This is a genomic window from Sphingomonas sanguinis (assembly GCF_001476905.1).
GTDB classification, from domain to species: Bacteria; Pseudomonadota; Alphaproteobacteria; order Sphingomonadales; family Sphingomonadaceae; genus Sphingomonas; species Sphingomonas sanguinis_B.
In genome coordinates this window covers 29,527-44,861 of sequence record NZ_LDTE01000001.1, presented here as the reverse complement: position 1 = coordinate 44,861, position 15,335 = coordinate 29,527, and the positions used below count along the sequence as shown (strand labels likewise).

General features: G+C 65.0%; 15 protein-coding genes and 1 tRNA gene. 9 read left to right on the top strand and 7 right to left on the bottom strand.

The features are described 5' to 3' along the window. Positions 1-9: 9 nt before the first annotated feature. The 3 genes from SB4_RS00220 to smpB form a co-directional block, all read right to left on the bottom strand. Complete coding sequence (locus SB4_RS00220) at positions 10-2,067, bottom strand: M13 family metallopeptidase (protein WP_058750911.1); 2,058 nt, start codon at positions 2,065-2,067, stop codon at positions 10-12. A 95-nt stretch (positions 2,068-2,162) separates the two neighbouring features. Continuing rightward, on the bottom strand, positions 2,163-2,738 hold the full coding sequence (locus SB4_RS00215) for a DUF2062 domain-containing protein (RefSeq protein WP_193753703.1): 576 nt from the start codon (positions 2,736-2,738) through the stop codon (positions 2,163-2,165). Next, positions 2,738-3,217: an SsrA-binding protein SmpB gene (gene smpB, locus SB4_RS00210; RefSeq protein ID WP_007403364.1), complete on the bottom strand. Its 480-nt coding sequence runs from the start codon at positions 3,215-3,217 to the stop codon at positions 2,738-2,740. The genes SB4_RS00215 and smpB overlap by 1 nt, the downstream gene beginning before the upstream one ends. Before the next feature lie 124 nt (positions 3,218-3,341). Here smpB and SB4_RS00205 point away from each other — a divergent pair, with 124 nt between their 5' ends. Further along, the gene (locus SB4_RS00205) at positions 3,342-4,253 is read left to right on the top strand and encodes an endo alpha-1,4 polygalactosaminidase (protein ID WP_058750910.1); all 912 of its coding nucleotides are present in this window, start codon (positions 3,342-3,344) and stop codon (positions 4,251-4,253) included. On the opposite strand, the gene SB4_RS00200 is transcribed toward SB4_RS00205, so the two are convergent. Next, complete coding sequence (locus tag SB4_RS00200; RefSeq protein ID WP_193753702.1) at positions 4,250-4,558, bottom strand: hypothetical protein; 309 nt, start codon at positions 4,556-4,558, stop codon at positions 4,250-4,252. The two genes, SB4_RS00205 and SB4_RS00200, sit on opposite strands and share 4 nt — an antisense overlap. An 87-nt stretch (positions 4,559-4,645) precedes the next feature. Further along, positions 4,646-5,545 carry a 4-hydroxy-tetrahydrodipicolinate synthase gene (dapA, locus tag SB4_RS00195; RefSeq protein ID WP_058750908.1) on the bottom strand — a complete coding sequence of 300 codons (900 nt, stop codon included), beginning with the start codon at positions 5,543-5,545 and terminating at the stop codon, positions 4,646-4,648. A gap of 80 nt (positions 5,546-5,625) precedes the next feature. On the opposite strand from dapA, the gene SB4_RS00190 reads away from it, so the two are divergent. The 4 genes from SB4_RS00190 (at position 5,626) to SB4_RS00175 (ending at position 9,448) form a co-directional block, all read left to right on the top strand. Continuing rightward, complete coding sequence (locus SB4_RS00190; RefSeq protein ID WP_058732355.1) at positions 5,626-7,632, top strand: lytic transglycosylase domain-containing protein; 2,007 nt, start codon at positions 5,626-5,628, stop codon at positions 7,630-7,632. Between the two features lie 30 nt (positions 7,633-7,662). Continuing rightward, complete coding sequence (gene greB, locus SB4_RS00185) at positions 7,663-8,145, top strand: transcription elongation factor GreB (RefSeq protein WP_058750907.1); 483 nt, start codon at positions 7,663-7,665, stop codon at positions 8,143-8,145. A gap of 113 nt (positions 8,146-8,258) precedes the next feature. After that, entirely contained in the window at positions 8,259-8,639 is a 381-nt protein-coding gene (locus SB4_RS00180) for a DoxX family protein (RefSeq protein ID WP_058750906.1), read from the top strand. A gap of 26 nt (positions 8,640-8,665) precedes the next feature. Next, positions 8,666-9,448, top strand: coding sequence for an NYN domain-containing protein (locus tag SB4_RS00175; protein WP_058732352.1), 783 nt, complete (start codon positions 8,666-8,668; stop codon positions 9,446-9,448). 28 nt (positions 9,449-9,476) lie between these two features. Here the strand turns inward: SB4_RS00175 and SB4_RS00170 are convergent, their stop codons facing one another. Further along, positions 9,477-10,661 (bottom strand): sensor histidine kinase, encoded by a 1,185-nt coding sequence (locus SB4_RS00170; protein WP_241488426.1) that lies wholly within the window; start codon positions 10,659-10,661, stop codon positions 9,477-9,479. Positions 10,662-10,799: 138 nt separating this feature from the next. Then, entirely contained in the window at positions 10,800-12,479 is a 1,680-nt protein-coding gene (gene ettA / locus SB4_RS00165) for an energy-dependent translational throttle protein EttA (RefSeq protein WP_007403394.1), read from the bottom strand. 107 nt (positions 12,480-12,586) lie between these two features. Here ettA and SB4_RS00160 point away from each other — a divergent pair, with 107 nt between their 5' ends. The 4 genes from SB4_RS00160 to bfr all read left to right on the top strand — a co-directional run bounded on the left by SB4_RS00160 (position 12,587) and on the right by bfr (position 15,264). Beyond that, complete coding sequence (locus SB4_RS00160) at positions 12,587-13,984, top strand: M20/M25/M40 family metallo-hydrolase (RefSeq protein ID WP_058750905.1); 1,398 nt, start codon at positions 12,587-12,589, stop codon at positions 13,982-13,984. 193 nt (positions 13,985-14,177) lie between these two features. Continuing rightward, the gene (locus tag SB4_RS00155) at positions 14,178-14,444 is read left to right on the top strand and encodes a hypothetical protein (RefSeq protein WP_058716863.1); all 267 of its coding nucleotides are present in this window, start codon (positions 14,178-14,180) and stop codon (positions 14,442-14,444) included. A 137-nt stretch (positions 14,445-14,581) separates the two neighbouring features. Beyond that, a tRNA-Ile gene (locus SB4_RS00150) sits at positions 14,582-14,657 on the top strand. 91 nt (positions 14,658-14,748) lie between these two features. Beyond that, entirely contained in the window at positions 14,749-15,264 is a 516-nt protein-coding gene (gene bfr / locus SB4_RS00145) for a bacterioferritin (RefSeq protein ID WP_058751020.1), read from the top strand. The last annotated feature ends 71 nt before the right edge of the window (positions 15,265-15,335 follow it).

Sequence of the window (15,335 nt, the reverse complement as noted above, 5' to 3'; positions counted from 1 at the left end):
TTCATGCCATCACCAGATGCGGACGCGCTGCTGCGGCGTCAGCGCCATCTTGTCGGTCGGCTTGACGCCGAACGCCGCATACCAGGGGTCCAGGTTGCGCACCGTCAGCACGCGCTCATGGCCCGGCGAGTGCGGATCGGACAGCAGCGCCTGACGCAGCGCCGGTTCGCGCCACTTGGTCCGCCAGACCTGCGCCCAGCCAAAATAGAAGCGCTGGTCGCCCGTCGTCCCGTCGATGATCGGCGCGGGCTTGCCGCCCAGCGACTTGTGATAAGCGTCAAGCGCCACGGTCAGACCCGCCAGATCGGCGATATTTTCGCCCAGCGTCAGTTCGCCCTGGACATGCTGGCCGGGCAGCGGTTCGTAACCGTCATACTGCTTCACCAGCGCATCAGTGAAGGTCTTGAAACGGGCTACGTCCTGCGGCGTCCACCAGTCGGTCAGCTTGCCGGTCGCGTCATACTTGCGGCCCTGATCGTCGAAATGGTGGCTGATCTCGTGACCGATGACCGCGCCAATGCCGCCGTAATTGACCGCCGGATCGGCCTTCGGGTCGAAGAAGGGCGGCTGCAGGATCGCCGCCGGGAACACGATCTCGTTCATCGGCGGGTTGGCATAGGCGTTGATCGTCATCGGCGTCATGAACCACTCGCCGCGATCGATCGGCTGGCCCAGCTTGTTCAGGTCCCGCTGATACTCGAAGGCATTGGCCCGCGCGACATTGCCGACCAAGTCGCCGCGCTGGATCTGCAGCGCCGAATAATCCTTCCACTTGTCGGGATAGCCGATCTTGGGGGTGAAGGCGGCGAGCTTGGCCAGCGCCTTCTGCTTGGTCGCAGGCGCCATCCATTCCAGATTGCGCAGACGGTCGCCCATCGCCGAGATCAGGTTCTTGACCAGCGCATCGGCGGCGGCCTTCGATTCCGGCGGGAAATACTTCGCGACATATTGCTTGCCGACTTCCTCGCCCAGGCCGTTGGAAACCAGACCGACGCCCCGCTTCCACCGCGCCTGCTGCTCGGGCGTGCCCGACAGGGTGGTGCCGTAGAAGGCAAAGTTCGTCTTGTCGAAATCGCTCGACAGGTAACCGGCATAGCTGCGCAGGACCTTCAGCATCGCATAGTCCTGAAGGACGTTCAGCGGCGCTTCGCTGTAGAGCTTGGCCTCGCCGGTGATCGCGCTGGGCTGCGCGACCAGATAGGCGGGGCGGCCCGACACGCCCATCGTCTGCATATATTGCGCCCAGGGAAAGCCCGGAGCCTTGGCGGCGAAGTCGGCGGCCGTCCACTTGTTATAGGTCTTGTCGGCGTCGCGGCTCTCGATCCGGGTCCAGTGGACACCCGCCAGCGCCTTTTCGAAGTTGAAGACGGCCGCCGCGCGCGCCTCGGCATTCTGCTCGCCCGCCAAAGTCAGCATCTTGGCGAGATAGGCCTGATAGGCGGTGCGTACGCTCGCCAGCTTGGCGTCGTCCTTCAGATAATAATCGCGGTCGGGCAGGCCCAAGCCGCTCTGGCCGAAGCTAGGGATGTAGGTATCCGGGGCCTTGTCGTCCTGACCGATATAGACGCCGAAGGGCGAGCCGACGCCCTGACGCTGGAGCTTGGCCATTTCGACCGCCAGCGCGTCGCGGTCCTTGGTCGCGCGGAGCTGCTCCAGCCAGGGCTTGACCGGGGTTACGCCCTTTGCGTTGACGGCGGCCTCGTCCATGAAGCTGGCGTAGAAGTCACCGGCCTTGTTGCCCGGCTGCTTCGTGGCTTCGTCCAGGATCGTACGGGTCTGCTCCAGCGAGCGATCCTGCAGGACGTGGAACATGCCATAGGACGAACGATCGGCGGGGATCGTCGTCGCCTTGTACCAGGTGCCATTCGCATAATCGAAGAAGTCGTCGCCCGGCTTCACCGCCGTGTCGCGGCCCGCCATGTCGAAACCGAAATCGCCGATTTCGGGGCCATTCTTGGCGTTGGGCTTCACCGGGCCGACGGCGGCCTTGTCGACGGGGTTCTTGGTCTGGGCAACGACAGGGGAAATGGCGGTCGTGAGGAGGGCGGCGATCAGCAGAGAGCGCATCTGAATTCCCAAAAAGGATTGTGATAGCGCTGTTGTAGCGAGACGATACGCCTAGTCAAACCGTTAGAAAGACACGCCAAACCGAGATACCGCTATCAAATTGCGGGCGATCTCCGACGGTTGCGCCATTTGCGGGCAATCCATACCCGCCAGCCCAGGGCCGATGCCAGATAGCCCACCACCGCGCATCCGGCGGTCAGGACACACAGACCCAGGCCAAAGGCCGGACCCTGCTCCCACAGCCAGTGAAACGCGCTCAGTGCCCATTGCAGCCATCCCGTCGCCGCCTCTGCAACCGGCTGGGTGTTGATCGGCGTTTCGCTGCGCAACAGAAAAGTACCGATGCGATAGGCGATCAGCCACAAAAGCGGGGTGGTCAGCGGATTGGTGATGAAGGTCGTTAGCGCCGCGACCGGCACATTGGCGCGAAACGGCAAGGCGAAGACCGCCGCGATGGCGATCTGCGCCACCGGAAACAGGAACCCCGCAACGACGCCCAGCGCGACGCCGCGCGGCACCGAACGCCGAGTAAAGCGCCACAGTTCGGGCGCAAGGACGCGGTGCGCCACCGGCCGGAGCAGCCGGTTATTCTCCATCGACTCGCGGGTCGGCATGTTGCGGCGGACCCAGGCCATGGAACGGCCCCACATGGTCGGCACGGCCGACGCCATCAGCCGCGATCGCGCAGGATGCGGCCCTGCTCGCGCTTCCAGTCACGTTCCTTGATCGAATCGCGTTTGTCGTGCGCCTTCTTGCCCTTCGCCAATGCCAGCTCCACCTTCGCGCGACCGCGCGAGTTGAAATAGATCATCAGTGGCACCAGGGTCATGCCCTCACGCGCCACCGCACCGTGGAGCTTGTTTATTTCGCGCTCATGAAGGAGCAATTTACGCGGGCGTTTCGCCTCGTGATTGAAGCGGTTGCCGTGGCTGAATTCCGGCACGTTGGAATTGACCAGCCACACCTCCTCGCCGCGCACCTCGGCATAGGACTCCGCGATCGATCCCTCGCCGAAGCGAAGCGATTTCACTTCTGTCCCGGTCAGGGCGATACCGGCCTCATAGGTGGTCTCGATGGCATAATCGAAGCGGGCGCGCCGGTTCTCGGCGACGATCTTCTTCTTGTCGAACGTTTGGGGTTTCGGGCGCATGGACGGGCCGATGTAGGCGCTTGGAGCCCGCGTGAAAAGCCGGTCACGACGCTCTGTCCCGTTTCCGGGCGCGAGCCGCGATGCAACGGTGGTCAAGCGGGCCACGCTGTCGCATGACCAACCTATGGGCAACACACGGAATCACCCGATCTTCGCACGATGGATCGGCGGTCTGGCGGCGGGGCTTTGCGTCGCGACGGCGAGTGCGTGCGGCAGCGGCGGCGGCGACGAAGATCCTTCCCCGATCATTTCGCCGACGCCCTCGCCCCGACCCTCTGCTTCGCCCAGCCCGACCGACAGCGCCAGCAGCTGGTGGCGACCGGCCCGCGCGACCAGTTGGCAGTGGCAGCTCAGCGGGACGCTCAACACGCGCTACGACGTCGCGGTCTATGACATCGACCTGTTCACCACCGATGCCGCTACCATCGCGGCGCTGCATGGGCAGGGTCGCCGGGTCGTCTGCTATTTCTCGGCGGGCAGCTCGGAAAAAGGGCGGCCCGACGATGCGCTGATCCCCAGTTCGGATCGCGGCAAGGTGCTGAGCGGTTGGCCCGACGAACGCTGGTTGAAGACCGATTCGGCGGCGGTGCGAAAGGTGATGACCGCCCGGCTCGATCTCGCCCGGACCAAGGGCTGCGATGCGGTCGAGCCCGACAATGTCGACGGCTATGCCAATGACAACGGCCTGGGCCTGACCGCCGCGATGCAACTCGACTATAACCGCTTCCTGGCGAGCGAAGCCCATGCCCGGGGGCTCGGCGTCGGCCTGAAGAACGATACCGACCAGCTCGCGCTGCTCCAGCCCGCCTTCGACTTCGCGATCAACGAACAATGCCACGAATATGACGAATGCGGCGGCTATTCGGTGTTCCTCGACGCGGGCAAGCCGGTGTTCGTCGCCGAATATGCCGACCGCTATCGCACCAACAGCAATGGCGCGCGCGAGGCGATGTGCGCCGCCTCTCGCCAGCAGGGTCTACGCACACTGGTCCTGCCGCTGGCGCTGGACGACAGCTATCGCTTCGCCTGCGATTAATTCCTGCGCGGACCGCCGAGCGGGATCTTGAGACGGATCATCGCCCGGTTGCTGGAGAAACCGCCGACCCCCGCCTGCTCGGTCTCGGCGGATAGCGTGCCGACGCCGGGAATGTCGGTACGGGCCTTGGGCAGGGTGAAGGGGCGCGAATAGTCCGGGATGGTGCCGACGCGATCGGCGTCGGGCGAGCGTCCGCACACCACCACGTCGTCCCCGCTGTCGCTGGGCGGGCAGCGTCGCGTGGTGGGTGCGCGGCGGGGCGCGGGAAGTACGGGCCCGGCCACCGCACCGACTTGCAAGGCCATCAACACTACCGTCCACATCGGCCGCCGCTCCCTCGCGCCATCGACGAAGCGATGCTGACGCAGGAATGCGGCGGAAACGCGGCCGGGTCAGATCAGTCCGGCATGAGCCAGCGCAGCGTCGACCTGGACCCGCGCCGCCTCGGACGGCCAGGTCATGGGCAGGCGCACGCCTTGTGGGAAATGCGGCAGGATGCGGCTGAGCGCGTACTTCACCGGGCCCGGCGAGGCGTCGGTAAACATCGCCTCGTGCAGCGGGAACAGCCGGTCGTGAAGTTCCAGCGCCCGCGCCATCTCGCCCGCCGCACACGCCGCCTGGAACTCGGCGCACAGACGCGGCGCGACATTGGCCGTTACCGAGATACACCCAACCCCGCCCATCGCGTTGAAGGCGAGCGCCAGGTCGTCATTGCCCGACAGCTGACAGAAATCCGGGCCCAGCGCGCCGCGATGATGCGACACCCGCGCCAGCGCACCGCTGGCATCCTTCACGCCGACAAAGACCTTGGGTGCCGCCTGCACCACCCGGATCAGCGTCGCGGGCTGGATATCGGTCACGGTCCGGCCCGGCACGTTGTAGAGCACGATGGGCAGCGGCGCGTTCTTCGCCAGTTCGGCGAAGTGAAGGGCGATGCCCTCCTGGCTCGGCCGGTTGTAATAGGGCGGCACCATCAGCGCGGCGTCGGCACCCGCTTCCTGCGCGGCCTTCAGATTTTCGATCGCGACGATCGTATCGTTCGAGCCTGCGCCCGCGATCACCGGCACCCGGCCCCGCGCCTGGTCGACGCAGACGCGGACGACATGGAAATGCTCGTCCTTGGGCATGGTCGCCGCCTCGCCCGTCGTCCCGCACGCGACCAGCGCGGTCGAGCCCTCGGCGATCTGCCATTCGACGAAATCGCGGAATTTCGCTTCGTCGAACGCTCCGCCGACATGACCGCCCTGATCGTCGAACGGCGTCACGAGCGCCGGTATGGACCCTGAAAACATGAGAGGAAATGCGCTCCTGCTGCGCCGAATGGGACACTTTGTTCAGGACATGTACGGGTAGAGTCCCTATTCTGTCCACCATGATGGCATTAACGAAGGCGGGCGCGCTCCTCGCGACATTGGCGGGATCGATGGTTGCACCGGGCGGGCAGGACCAGCTCGACCGGTATCGCACCCAGATGGCGAATATGAGCCCGAACCAGAGCACGGCCGTCATGCCGTCTGCGGCCGACGGCGCGATCGCTGCCGCGCTGGCCCAGTGGCGCGCGCTGCAACAGACCGATGCGTTGCCCTTCGACAGCTATGCCGGGTTCCTGATGGCGCATCCCGGCTGGCCCGGCGAAGCGGGCATTCGTCGCGCCGCCGAGCGGCAGGCGGCGAACTTCACCGCCGCGCCGTCCAGCATCGTGTCCTATTTCCGCCGCTTCCCGCCCCAGTCGGCGACGGGCGGCGTCGCCTATGCCCGGGCACTGCTGGCGACCGGCGCGACGGGCGAAGCGGCACAGGCCGCGCGCACCGCATGGCGGCGCGGCACGCTGTCGCCGACCGACGAAGCGCTGGTCATGACCAGCTTCGCCTCGGCACTGACGCCGGAGGATCATGACGCGCGCATGGATGCGTTGCTCTGGTCGGGCCAGACCAGCGCGGCCGCGCGCCAGCTCGGTTATACCAGCGCGGCGCGGCGGCCGGTCTTCGCCGCCCGGCTCGCCTTCCGTACCAAGTCGGCCGATGCCGCCAGCCTCTCGGCCTCGACCGCCGAGCTTTACGCCAATGATGCGGGCTATGTCGCCGACCGGGCCCTGTGGCTGCGTGATACGGGCGACAGCCTGACCGCGCGCTCCTGGCTGGCGCGCAGTCGTCAGCTGTCGGTGCGACCGGGCAATGTCGAGAAATTCTACGAAGCGCTGCTGATCAATGCCCGTGCGGCCTCGGCCGACGGACAGCTCCAGACCGCCTATGACATCGCGCGGCAGGTCGACGATGCCTATCCGGCGGGGACCGACGTCTCGACCAAGCCCTATGGCGAGCGCGACGACTATACCAGCCTGGTGTGGCTGGCCGGGCAGACCGCGATGAAGCTCGCCCGGCCCGCCGATGCGATGACGCTGTTCGACCGCTATGGCCGGGGCAGCCAGTCGCCGCAGACGCGCGCCAAGGGCTTTTACTGGGCGGGTCGCGCGGCGGAAGCGGCCGGGCGGTCGCTGGAGGCGTCGGGCTATTACAACCGCGCCGCGCAATATCGCGACCAATTCTATGGTCAGCTGGCGCTGGAGCGGACCGGTCGTCCACTGGTCGCCCCGCCCGCCATCGCCGCGACCAATGTCGCGCCCACCGCCCGCGCCGCCTTCGACGCGCGCGAGACGGTGCGTGCCGCCAAGTTCCTGGGCCAGATCGGCCAGTGGCAGGACCAGACCGCCTTTGTCCGTCAGATCGCGGCGGATGCGCAGAGCGAGACCGACCATCTGCTCGCCGCTGACCTGTCCCGCACGATCAACCGTCCCGATCTGGCGGTGATGGTCGGGCGCAGCGCCATGCAGAACGGGCTGACCGACTATTCGGCCGCCGGTTTCCCGACCGTACCCGTGCCCGCAGGTTATGAGCAAAGCTGGACGATCATCCACGCCATCGCGCGGCAGGAGAGCCAATTCGACCGCGCCGCCATCAGCCACGCGGGCGCGCGCGGACTGATGCAGCTGATGCCCGCCACCGCCGCCGAACAGTCGGGCAAGATCGGCCTGGCCTATTCGCCCGCGTCGCTGACCTCCGATCCAAGCCTGTCGATCCAGCTCGGCGCCAGCTATTTCGAGAGAATCCGTAACAATTTCGGCAGCTATCCGCTTGCCATCGCGGCCTATAATGCGGGCGGCGGCAATGTGAACAAATGGCTGCGCGCCAATGGCGATCCGCGCACCGGCACGGTCGATATCGTCGACTGGATCGAGGCCATTCCCTATTCCGAAACGCGCAACTACGTGCAGCGGGTACTGGAGAATGCGGTCGTCTATGACCTGATGAACCCGGCCCGCGCCACCAGCCGGGGGCCGACGCCGCTCAGCTGGTATCTCGGCAAGTCGCGGCCGGGTTGATCGCGGGCGCAGGCGCGATACAGCGGCGGGATGGACCGTCCCAACTATATCACGCCTGCGGGTTACGCCGCGCTTCGCCAGGAATATGAGGCGCTGTTCGCGGTCGAGCGGCCCAAGCTCGTCGATACGATCGCCTGGGCGGCGGGTAATGGCGACCGGTCGGAAAATGGCGACTATATCTATGGTCGCAAGCGCCTTCGCGAAATCGACCGGCGGCTGGGCTGGCTATCCAAGCGGATGAAGGCCGCCAAGGTCATCGACCCCGCCCGACAGGAGGATCGCCGCAAGGTCTGGTTCGGCGCGACCGTCACCATCGCCGATGAAGACGACAACGAACGCGTGCTGACACTGGTCGGTGATGACGAGGCCGATGCAGGCCAGGGCCGGGTAGGCTGGAACGCGCCGCTGGTTCGCGCGCTACGCGGTGCCTCGGTCGGCGACCTGCGGCGTGTGACCCTGCCTGCGGGGGAACGCGAATATGAGGTGATGGCGATCACCTATCCCGATCCGTAAGCGCATCTGCAACGGATCGTTTCGCATCCGGTTCTTGCTGCCGTTCGGGCCGGTGGCAAGATTCGGACCAAGGGATCGCGATCGTCGCGGCCCTTCGTCACCGAGTATCCGCCATGTTCATTCCCGCCCGCTTCTCCGCCCCGCTTCTGTCCCTGCTCCGGGCTGTGTTCGGCCTGATGTTCCTGGCGCATGGCGTGTCGAAATTCTTCGCCATCCCGCCCTTTCCCATGCCGCTCAATCCATTGCTGACCGTTGCGGGCGTGCTGGAGCTGGTCGGCGGTGGTTTGTTGCTCATGGGCCTGTTCACCCGGCCCGTGGCCTTTGTCCTGTCCGGCCAGATGGCGGTCGCCTATTTCATGGCCCATGCGCCGCAGGGCTTCCTGCCGCTCGCCAATGGGGGCGAGGCGGCGATCCTCTATTGCTTTGCCTTCCTCTATCTCGCGGCGACCGGTGGCGGATCGATCGGCGTCGATGCAATGCGCCGTGGCAGCTGACCCTGCGCTCTGATAGGCAGGGCGTCATGAACGCCCTGACCCGCAACATCGCGCTGCTCATCGATGCCGACAATGCCCAGTCGGCCGCCATCGACCCCGTGCTGACCGTCCTGGCCGAGCTGGGCACGGTCAATGTCCGCCGGGCCTATGGCAACTGGTCGAAGCCCGGCCTGAAAGGCTGGCGCGACGTCATGGTCAAGCACGGGATCGAGCCGCAGCAGCAGTTCGACCTGACCAAGGGCAAGAACGCCACCGACATGAAGATGACCATCGACGCGATGGACCTTCTGTTCCGGGGGCGGATCGACGGGTTCGGCATCATGTCGTCGGACAGCGACTTCATGCCGCTGGCCACCCGCATCCGACAGGACGGCTTCCCCGTCTATGGCTTCGGCAACAGCCGCACGCCCGAGGCGTTCAAACAGGCGTGCAGCCGCTTCATCGATGTCGGCGCGCTGATCAACGAAACACCCCGCCCCGAGCGCGCCAGCGGCAAGCCCACCCCCGCCGACGTACCGCTGGCCGATTCGCTGCCGCCCTCGATCGAACAGTCCAAGCGGACGGCGGGCACGCCGCGCCCGATCGACGACGAACTGCTCAAGCTGCTGGTGGACGCCTATAATTCGGTCAAGCGCGACGAACGCGGCTTTGCCAGCCTGTCAGCAATGGGCCAGCTGGCGGGCAATCGTTCCAGCTTTGACACACGCAACTATGGTTTCAAACGGCTGTCCGACCTGATCGAGGCGGTGCCGAACTTCCAGACCGAACGGCGCGAGGACGGCCGGACCTTCGTGAAGCGGGTGCGGTAATCATGTCCCTGGGGGCGGCGGAGCCGTGTCAATCCCTCGGGTCCGGCATGGTCAGCGTCGCACAGGTCCCCGGCTGTGCATTTTCGAAGCGCACATCGCCGCGAAGCTGCCGCGCGAGGCTGGCGATCATCCGCATGCCCAGACTGTGGCGCGAGGCCGCCTTCATATCGAAATCGGCGGGCATTCCCTTGCCCTCGTCGCGCACCGACAGGACGATTTGGCCGTCGCGGGCGTTCAGCGACACATGGATCGTCCCGCCCTCTTCCCCATAGGCATATTTGATCGCGTTGGTCAGCAGTTCGGTCAGCATAAGGCCGATCGGAATGGCCGTGTCGGCGCTCATCTCGATCGCTTCGATATCGCAATGCACCTGATGCTGCTGCGACTGTTCGGCCAGCTGCTCGGCGATACCGCAAGCCAGATCGTCCAGCGACACCATGCCGACCCGTTCGCTACGCCACAGCCGATCGTGCGTCTGCGCGATGGCCGCGATCCGCGCCTGCGCATCGTTCAGCATCCGCAGGACGCGAGGGTCGTCATCCTCCTGCTTCTGGAGATTGAGCATCGCGGACACCAGCGCCAGGCTGTTCTTGACCCGGTGGCTCGCCTCGCGGGTCAGCAATTGCTGATGCTCGACCGCCTCGGCCAGACGACGCTCCGCCTCCTGACGCTCGATGGCGACGCCGATCAGGTTCGCGAAACCCTGCATAAAGGCCAGATCGGCCTCCTCGAACCGCCCTTCGTCGGGGCTGTCGACTTCCAGCACGCCGTAACGCTGACCGGACGCTTCGACGAGCACGTTGATCGCGCGGCGGATCTTGTGGTCGGCCATGAACTGCGGCGTGCGAAACCGTTCTTCCTGGTCGAGATGGTTGGAGATGACCCCTTGCCCGGTCTGCAGCGCGAACCCGGCCGGCGAGCCCAGATCGGTGCGCATCTCGGTCGAACCGACCACGCCCGGTCCCCAGCCAACGCCGGTACGGACCAGCAACGTTTCACGTTCCGGCTTATATTCCAGGAACTTGCAAAAAGAAGATCGCATCCCTTCTGCGCACAGCTCGGTCGCTCGCTGCAACATGGGATCGAGATCACGAGCCCGCAGCGCCTCGATCCCAAAGGCGGCAAGGACCGATTGCTGGCGAAGCCGGTAATGCAACTGCCCTGCGCCGGTGACCTCTTGATCGTCACCCTGCGCCTGTTCCACCACCGCCATTCCCGCTCGAACCCCTTATTTCTCTTGCTGCGATAACGAATAAACTGGGATTTCGCCGCATTCTTTTTAAACCCAGTATAGCAAAACGCCCTTCCCGATCGCTCGGAAAGGGCGTTGCCTAACCCGTGATCGTCAGGATCAACGGGTCAGCTTCTTGTACGCTAGACGGGTCGGACGGTCGGCAGCATCGCCCATGCGGCGGCGCTTGTCCTCCTCGTACGATTCGTAATTGCCCTCGAACCATTCGACATGGCTGTCACCCTCAAACGCCAGGATGTGGGTGCAGAGGCGGTCGAGGAAGAAGCGGTCGTGGCTGATGACCACGGCGCAGCCCGCGAACGTCTCCAGCGCCTCTTCCAGCGCACGCAGCGTTTCCACGTCGAGGTCGTTGGTCGGTTCGTCGAGCAGCAGGACGTTGCCGCCCTCCTTCAGCATCTTGGCCATGTGGACGCGGTTGCGCTCACCGCCCGACAGCTGGCCAACCTTCTTCTGCTGGTCGGGGCCACGGAAGTTGAACGCGCCGACATAGGCGCGGGTGCCCAACTCCTGCTTGCCGAAGCGGAAGACCTCCAACTCGTCGGAGATTTCCTGCCAGACATTCTTGTTGGGATCGAGTTCGTCGCGGCTCTGGTCGACATAGCCGAGCTTGACGGTCGAGCCGATCTCGATCGTGCCGGCATCGGGCTGTTCCTGGCCGGTGATCAGCTTGAACAGGGTCGACTTGCCCGCGCCGTTTGGCCCGATCACGCCGACGATCCCGCCCGGCGGCAACATGAAGTCGAGATTTTCGAACAGCAGCTTGTCGCCGTACGACTTGGTCAGGCCCTTGGCCTCGATCACCTTGCCGCCCAGTCGCTCGGGGATCTGGATCAGGATCTGCGCCTTGCCCGCGACGCGGTTCTCCTGCTTCTCCATCAGTTCCTCGAACGCACGGATACGCGCCTTCGACTTGGTCTGGCGGGCCTTGGGCGTCTGACGCATCCAGGCCAGCTCGTCGGCGATCGCCTTCTGCTTGCCCGCCTCGTCGCGCTCTTCCTGCTCCAGGCGCTTGGCCTTCTTTTCCAGATAGCCGGAATAGTTGGATTCGTAGGTGTAGTAGCGGCCGCGATCGAGCTCCAGCACCCAGTTCACGACGTTATCCAGGAAGTAACGGTCGTGGGTGACGAGTATGACGTTGCCGGTATATTCCTTGAGGTAGTTCTCAAGCCACGACACGCTCTCGGCGTCCAGGTGGTTGGTCGGTTCGTCGAGCAGCAGGATGTCGGGCTTTTCCAGCAGCAGCTTGCAGAGCGCGACGCGGCGCTTTTCACCGCCCGACAGGCGGGTGACGTCGGCATCGCCCGGCGGGCAGCGCAGCGCTTCCATCGCCTGTTCCAGCTGGCTGTCGAGCGACCAGCCGTCGACCGCGTCGATCTTGGCCTGAAGCTCGCCCATCTCTTCCATCAGGGCGTCGAAATCGGTGTCGTCCTTCGGGTCGCCCATCTCGGCCGAGATGGCGTTGAAGCGATCGACCAGATCGGCGATCGGCCGCACGCCGTCCTTGACGTTGCCCATCACGTCCTTCGACGGATCGAGCTGCGGCTCCTGCGCCAGATAGCCGACGCGGACACCCTCGGCCGCCCAGGCCTCGCCGGTGAAGTCGGTGTCCATCCCCGCCATCACCTTCATCAGCGTGGACTTGCCCGCGCCGTTCGGGCCGATGATCGCGATCTTCGCGCTCGGCAGGAACTGGAGGTGGATGTTGTTGAGGACAGGCTTGTTGGCGCCGGGGAAGGTCTTGGTCAGACCCTTCATCACATAGGTATATTGGACGGCCATGGCGGCGCGGGGCTCCGTGCTTTTCTTGCGACTGTGGAAATTTCCCGCCCATGTAGTGGGTGCGCGACCCGTTGGCAAACGGGACGACCTGCGCAACACTCCGACGCATGAAGCGCTTGATCCTCGCGGCCCTGACCGCCTCCGCCCTCACCTCTCCCGTTCTGGCCCAGCGCACCGCGCCGCCCATGCCCGCGACTGTCGATCCGCAGGTGACGCAACTGCGCGATGCCGCGCTGAAGGACGATACCGCCTGGGACATTATCGAGGGGCTGACGACCGAAGTCGGGCAGCGGCTGGCCGGAACCGAGGCCGAGGCGCGCGCACGCACCTGGGCGGTCGCCAAACTGACCGCGCTGGGCTTCAAGAATGTGCGGGTCGAGCCCTATCGGATGCCCGTCTGGGAACGCGGCGCGGAAACGGCCGAGATCATCGCCCCCTTCCCGCAGAAACTGACGCTGGCCGCGCTCGGTAATTCGGGAGCAACGCCAGCCACCGGCCTGACCGGCGAGGTCGTGGTCTTCGCCAATATGGCCGCGTTCCAAGCTGCGCCGGACAACGCGATCAAGGGCCGGATCGTCTATATCGGTAACGCCATGCCTCGTACGCAGGATGGGTCGGGCTATGGCGCCTATGGCACCGCGCGCTTCGTCGGACCGGCATTGGCGTCGCAGCGCGGCGCGGCAGCGATCATCATCCGTTCGATCGGCACCGACCATCATCGCTTTCCGCATACCGGCACCACCGACTTCCCCGCCGGGGTGAAGCCGATCCCCGCTGCCGCCCTGTCGGTCCCCGACGCCGAACAGTTGGAGCGAATCGCGGCTCGCGGTGCGCCCATCCGCATGAAGCTGGTCCTGACGCCGCGCCAGGTCGGCATGCGCGAATCAGGCAACGTCATCGCCGAGGTGCCTGGCAGCGATCCGTCGGCGGGCATTGTGCTGGTCGGCGGTCATCTGGACAGCTGGGACCTCGGCACGGGCGCGATCGACGACGCCAGCGGCATCGCGATCACCGCGGCTGCCGCCAAGCGAATCATGGACGCTGGCCAACCGCGCCGCACCATCCGCGTCGTCTGGTTCGGCGCAGAGGAAGTCGGCGGCTTGGGCGGCGCGGCCTATGCTAAGGCCCATGCGGGCGAACGCCATGCCACCGCCTCGGAAAGCGATTTCGGCGCCGATCGGGTCTGGCGGTTCGAGGTGAACCTGCCCCCCGCGGCCAAGCCCGTCGCCGATCGGTTGCAGACCGCCCTCGCGCCGCTGGGCATCACGCGGGGCAGCGGCTTGGGCGGTGACGGCACCGACATCGGTCCGACGCTGAAGCTGGGGACGGCGGCGATCGACCTGAACCAGTCGGGCTGGGATTATTTCGATACCCATCACACGCCCGACGACGTGATCGACCGGATCGATCCGGCCGCCCTGCGCCAGAATGTCGCGGCCTGGACCGCGATGCTGGCGGTCGTCGCCAATGCGCCGGAAGCGATCGATGCCGTGAAACCGCGCTAAATCGTAAGGGCATTGGTAACCTTTTGGTAACGCCAACGCCTTGAAAAAGCCGGATAGCCGCCATCGGTTCGTCGCGAACCTTGCCAGGAAGTGAATTTTGCGGATTGACCGCGATGAACCGCGCGTTATTTGAGCCGCTTCGCGACGGCATTCGGGTCGGCCGCGATGATTGCTTATGCTTGGGAGCATTCGAATGAAGAAGATCGCTTTCGTTCTCGCTGCCGCCGGCCTGATGTCCGTGGCCGCCTGCAACAAGTCGCCTGAAGCTGCCGCTGTTGAGAACAACGCGGACATGCTGGCTGACAACATGGAAATGCAGGCCGACAACCTCGAAGCGGTTGCCGACAACACCTCGAACGGTGCTGCTGCTGCCTCGCTCGAGAACGCTGCTGACAACATGAACGCCGCTGCCGACAACGTCCGTGACGCTGCCGACGCCAAGGCTGACAACATGCAGTAATGCCGCCTCGGACCTTCGGGTCCGAAGCGCCGACTGTTTGTCGGAAAAAGGGCGCCTTCCATTGCGGAGGTGCCCTTTTTCTTTGACGTTTCACGCTTGCGAACTTGTCCGACGTCACGCTACGGACATCTTCGGTGGGGCCTGTAGCTCAACGGTTAGAGCTGGCCGCTCATAACGGCTAGGTTGCGGGTTCGAGTCCTGCCGGGCCCACCAACACTGCACGAATTTACCTGTAAAAACCTGTTGCCGTCCGGGGCCCCGACTTTCTAGGGTGCGCCAAATCATTGAGGACGAGCATATGAAGGTGAAGGGCGACCCCAAGGTCATCGAGTTTCTGAACGAAGCGCTCAAGAACGAATTGACCGCTATCAATCAGTATTTCCTGCACTATCGCCTGCTCGATCACTGGGGCGTCTACAAGCTCGCCCAGTTTGAATATCACGAATCGATCGACGAGATGCGCCATGCCGACTGGCTGGCCGAACGCATCCTCTATCTGGACGGCCTGCCCAATTTCCAGCTGCTCGGCCGCCTGCGCATCGGCGAGACCGTCGAGGAAGTCCTGAAGGGCGACCTGGCGATCGAGATCGAGGCCGTGGCCCAGCTCAAGGAAGCCATCGCCTATTGCGAGCAGGTCCGTGATTACGTCAGCCGCGACCTGTTCCAGCGTATCCTGGCGAGCGAGGAAGAGCATGTCGACACGCTGGAGCGCCAGTTCGAGATGATCGAACGCATGGGCATCCAGAACTATGTCCAGCTGAACGCCATGGCGGAAAACGACACGCCCAAGTCGGGCGCAGCGCCGCATCTTCAGGGATGAAGGTGGTGGGGCGGGTTCCAGCGAGCCCGCCCTTAGCCCTTTCCCGGCTCAAGGATCGGGGCCTAAGCCCC

Bases quoted from the DNA above. Each gene is read 5' to 3' on its own strand.
- SB4_RS00170 (WP_241488426.1), bottom strand. From the start codon at position 10,661: ATGGCGGTGGTGGAACAGGCGCAGGGTGACGATCAAGAGGTCACCGGC.
- SB4_RS00155 (WP_058716863.1), top strand. From the start codon at position 14,178: ATGAAGAAGATCGCTTTCGTTCTCGCTGCCGCCGGCCTGATGTCCGTG.
- SB4_RS00220 (WP_058750911.1), bottom strand. From the start codon at position 2,067: ATGCGCTCTCTGCTGATCGCCGCCCTCCTCACGACCGCCATTTCCCCT.
- SB4_RS00200 (WP_193753702.1), bottom strand. From the start codon at position 4,558: ATGGCCTTGCAAGTCGGTGCGGTGGCCGGGCCCGTACTTCCCGCGCCC.
- SB4_RS00215 (WP_193753703.1), bottom strand. From the start codon at position 2,738: ATGGCGTCGGCCGTGCCGACCATGTGGGGCCGTTCCATGGCCTGGGTC.
- SB4_RS00205 (WP_058750910.1), top strand. From the start codon at position 3,342: ATGGGCAACACACGGAATCACCCGATCTTCGCACGATGGATCGGCGGT.
- greB (WP_058750907.1), top strand. From the start codon at position 7,663: ATGGACCGTCCCAACTATATCACGCCTGCGGGTTACGCCGCGCTTCGC.
- smpB (WP_007403364.1), bottom strand. From the start codon at position 3,217: ATGCGCCCGAAACCCCAAACGTTCGACAAGAAGAAGATCGTCGCCGAG.
- ettA (WP_007403394.1), bottom strand. From the start codon at position 12,479: ATGGCCGTCCAATATACCTATGTGATGAAGGGTCTGACCAAGACCTTC.
- SB4_RS00160 (WP_058750905.1), top strand. From the start codon at position 12,587: ATGAAGCGCTTGATCCTCGCGGCCCTGACCGCCTCCGCCCTCACCTCT.
- SB4_RS00175 (WP_058732352.1), top strand. From the start codon at position 8,666: ATGAACGCCCTGACCCGCAACATCGCGCTGCTCATCGATGCCGACAAT.
- dapA (WP_058750908.1), bottom strand. From the start codon at position 5,545: ATGTTTTCAGGGTCCATACCGGCGCTCGTGACGCCGTTCGACGATCAG.
- SB4_RS00180 (WP_058750906.1), top strand. From the start codon at position 8,259: ATGTTCATTCCCGCCCGCTTCTCCGCCCCGCTTCTGTCCCTGCTCCGG.
- SB4_RS00190 (WP_058732355.1), top strand. From the start codon at position 5,626: ATGATGGCATTAACGAAGGCGGGCGCGCTCCTCGCGACATTGGCGGGA.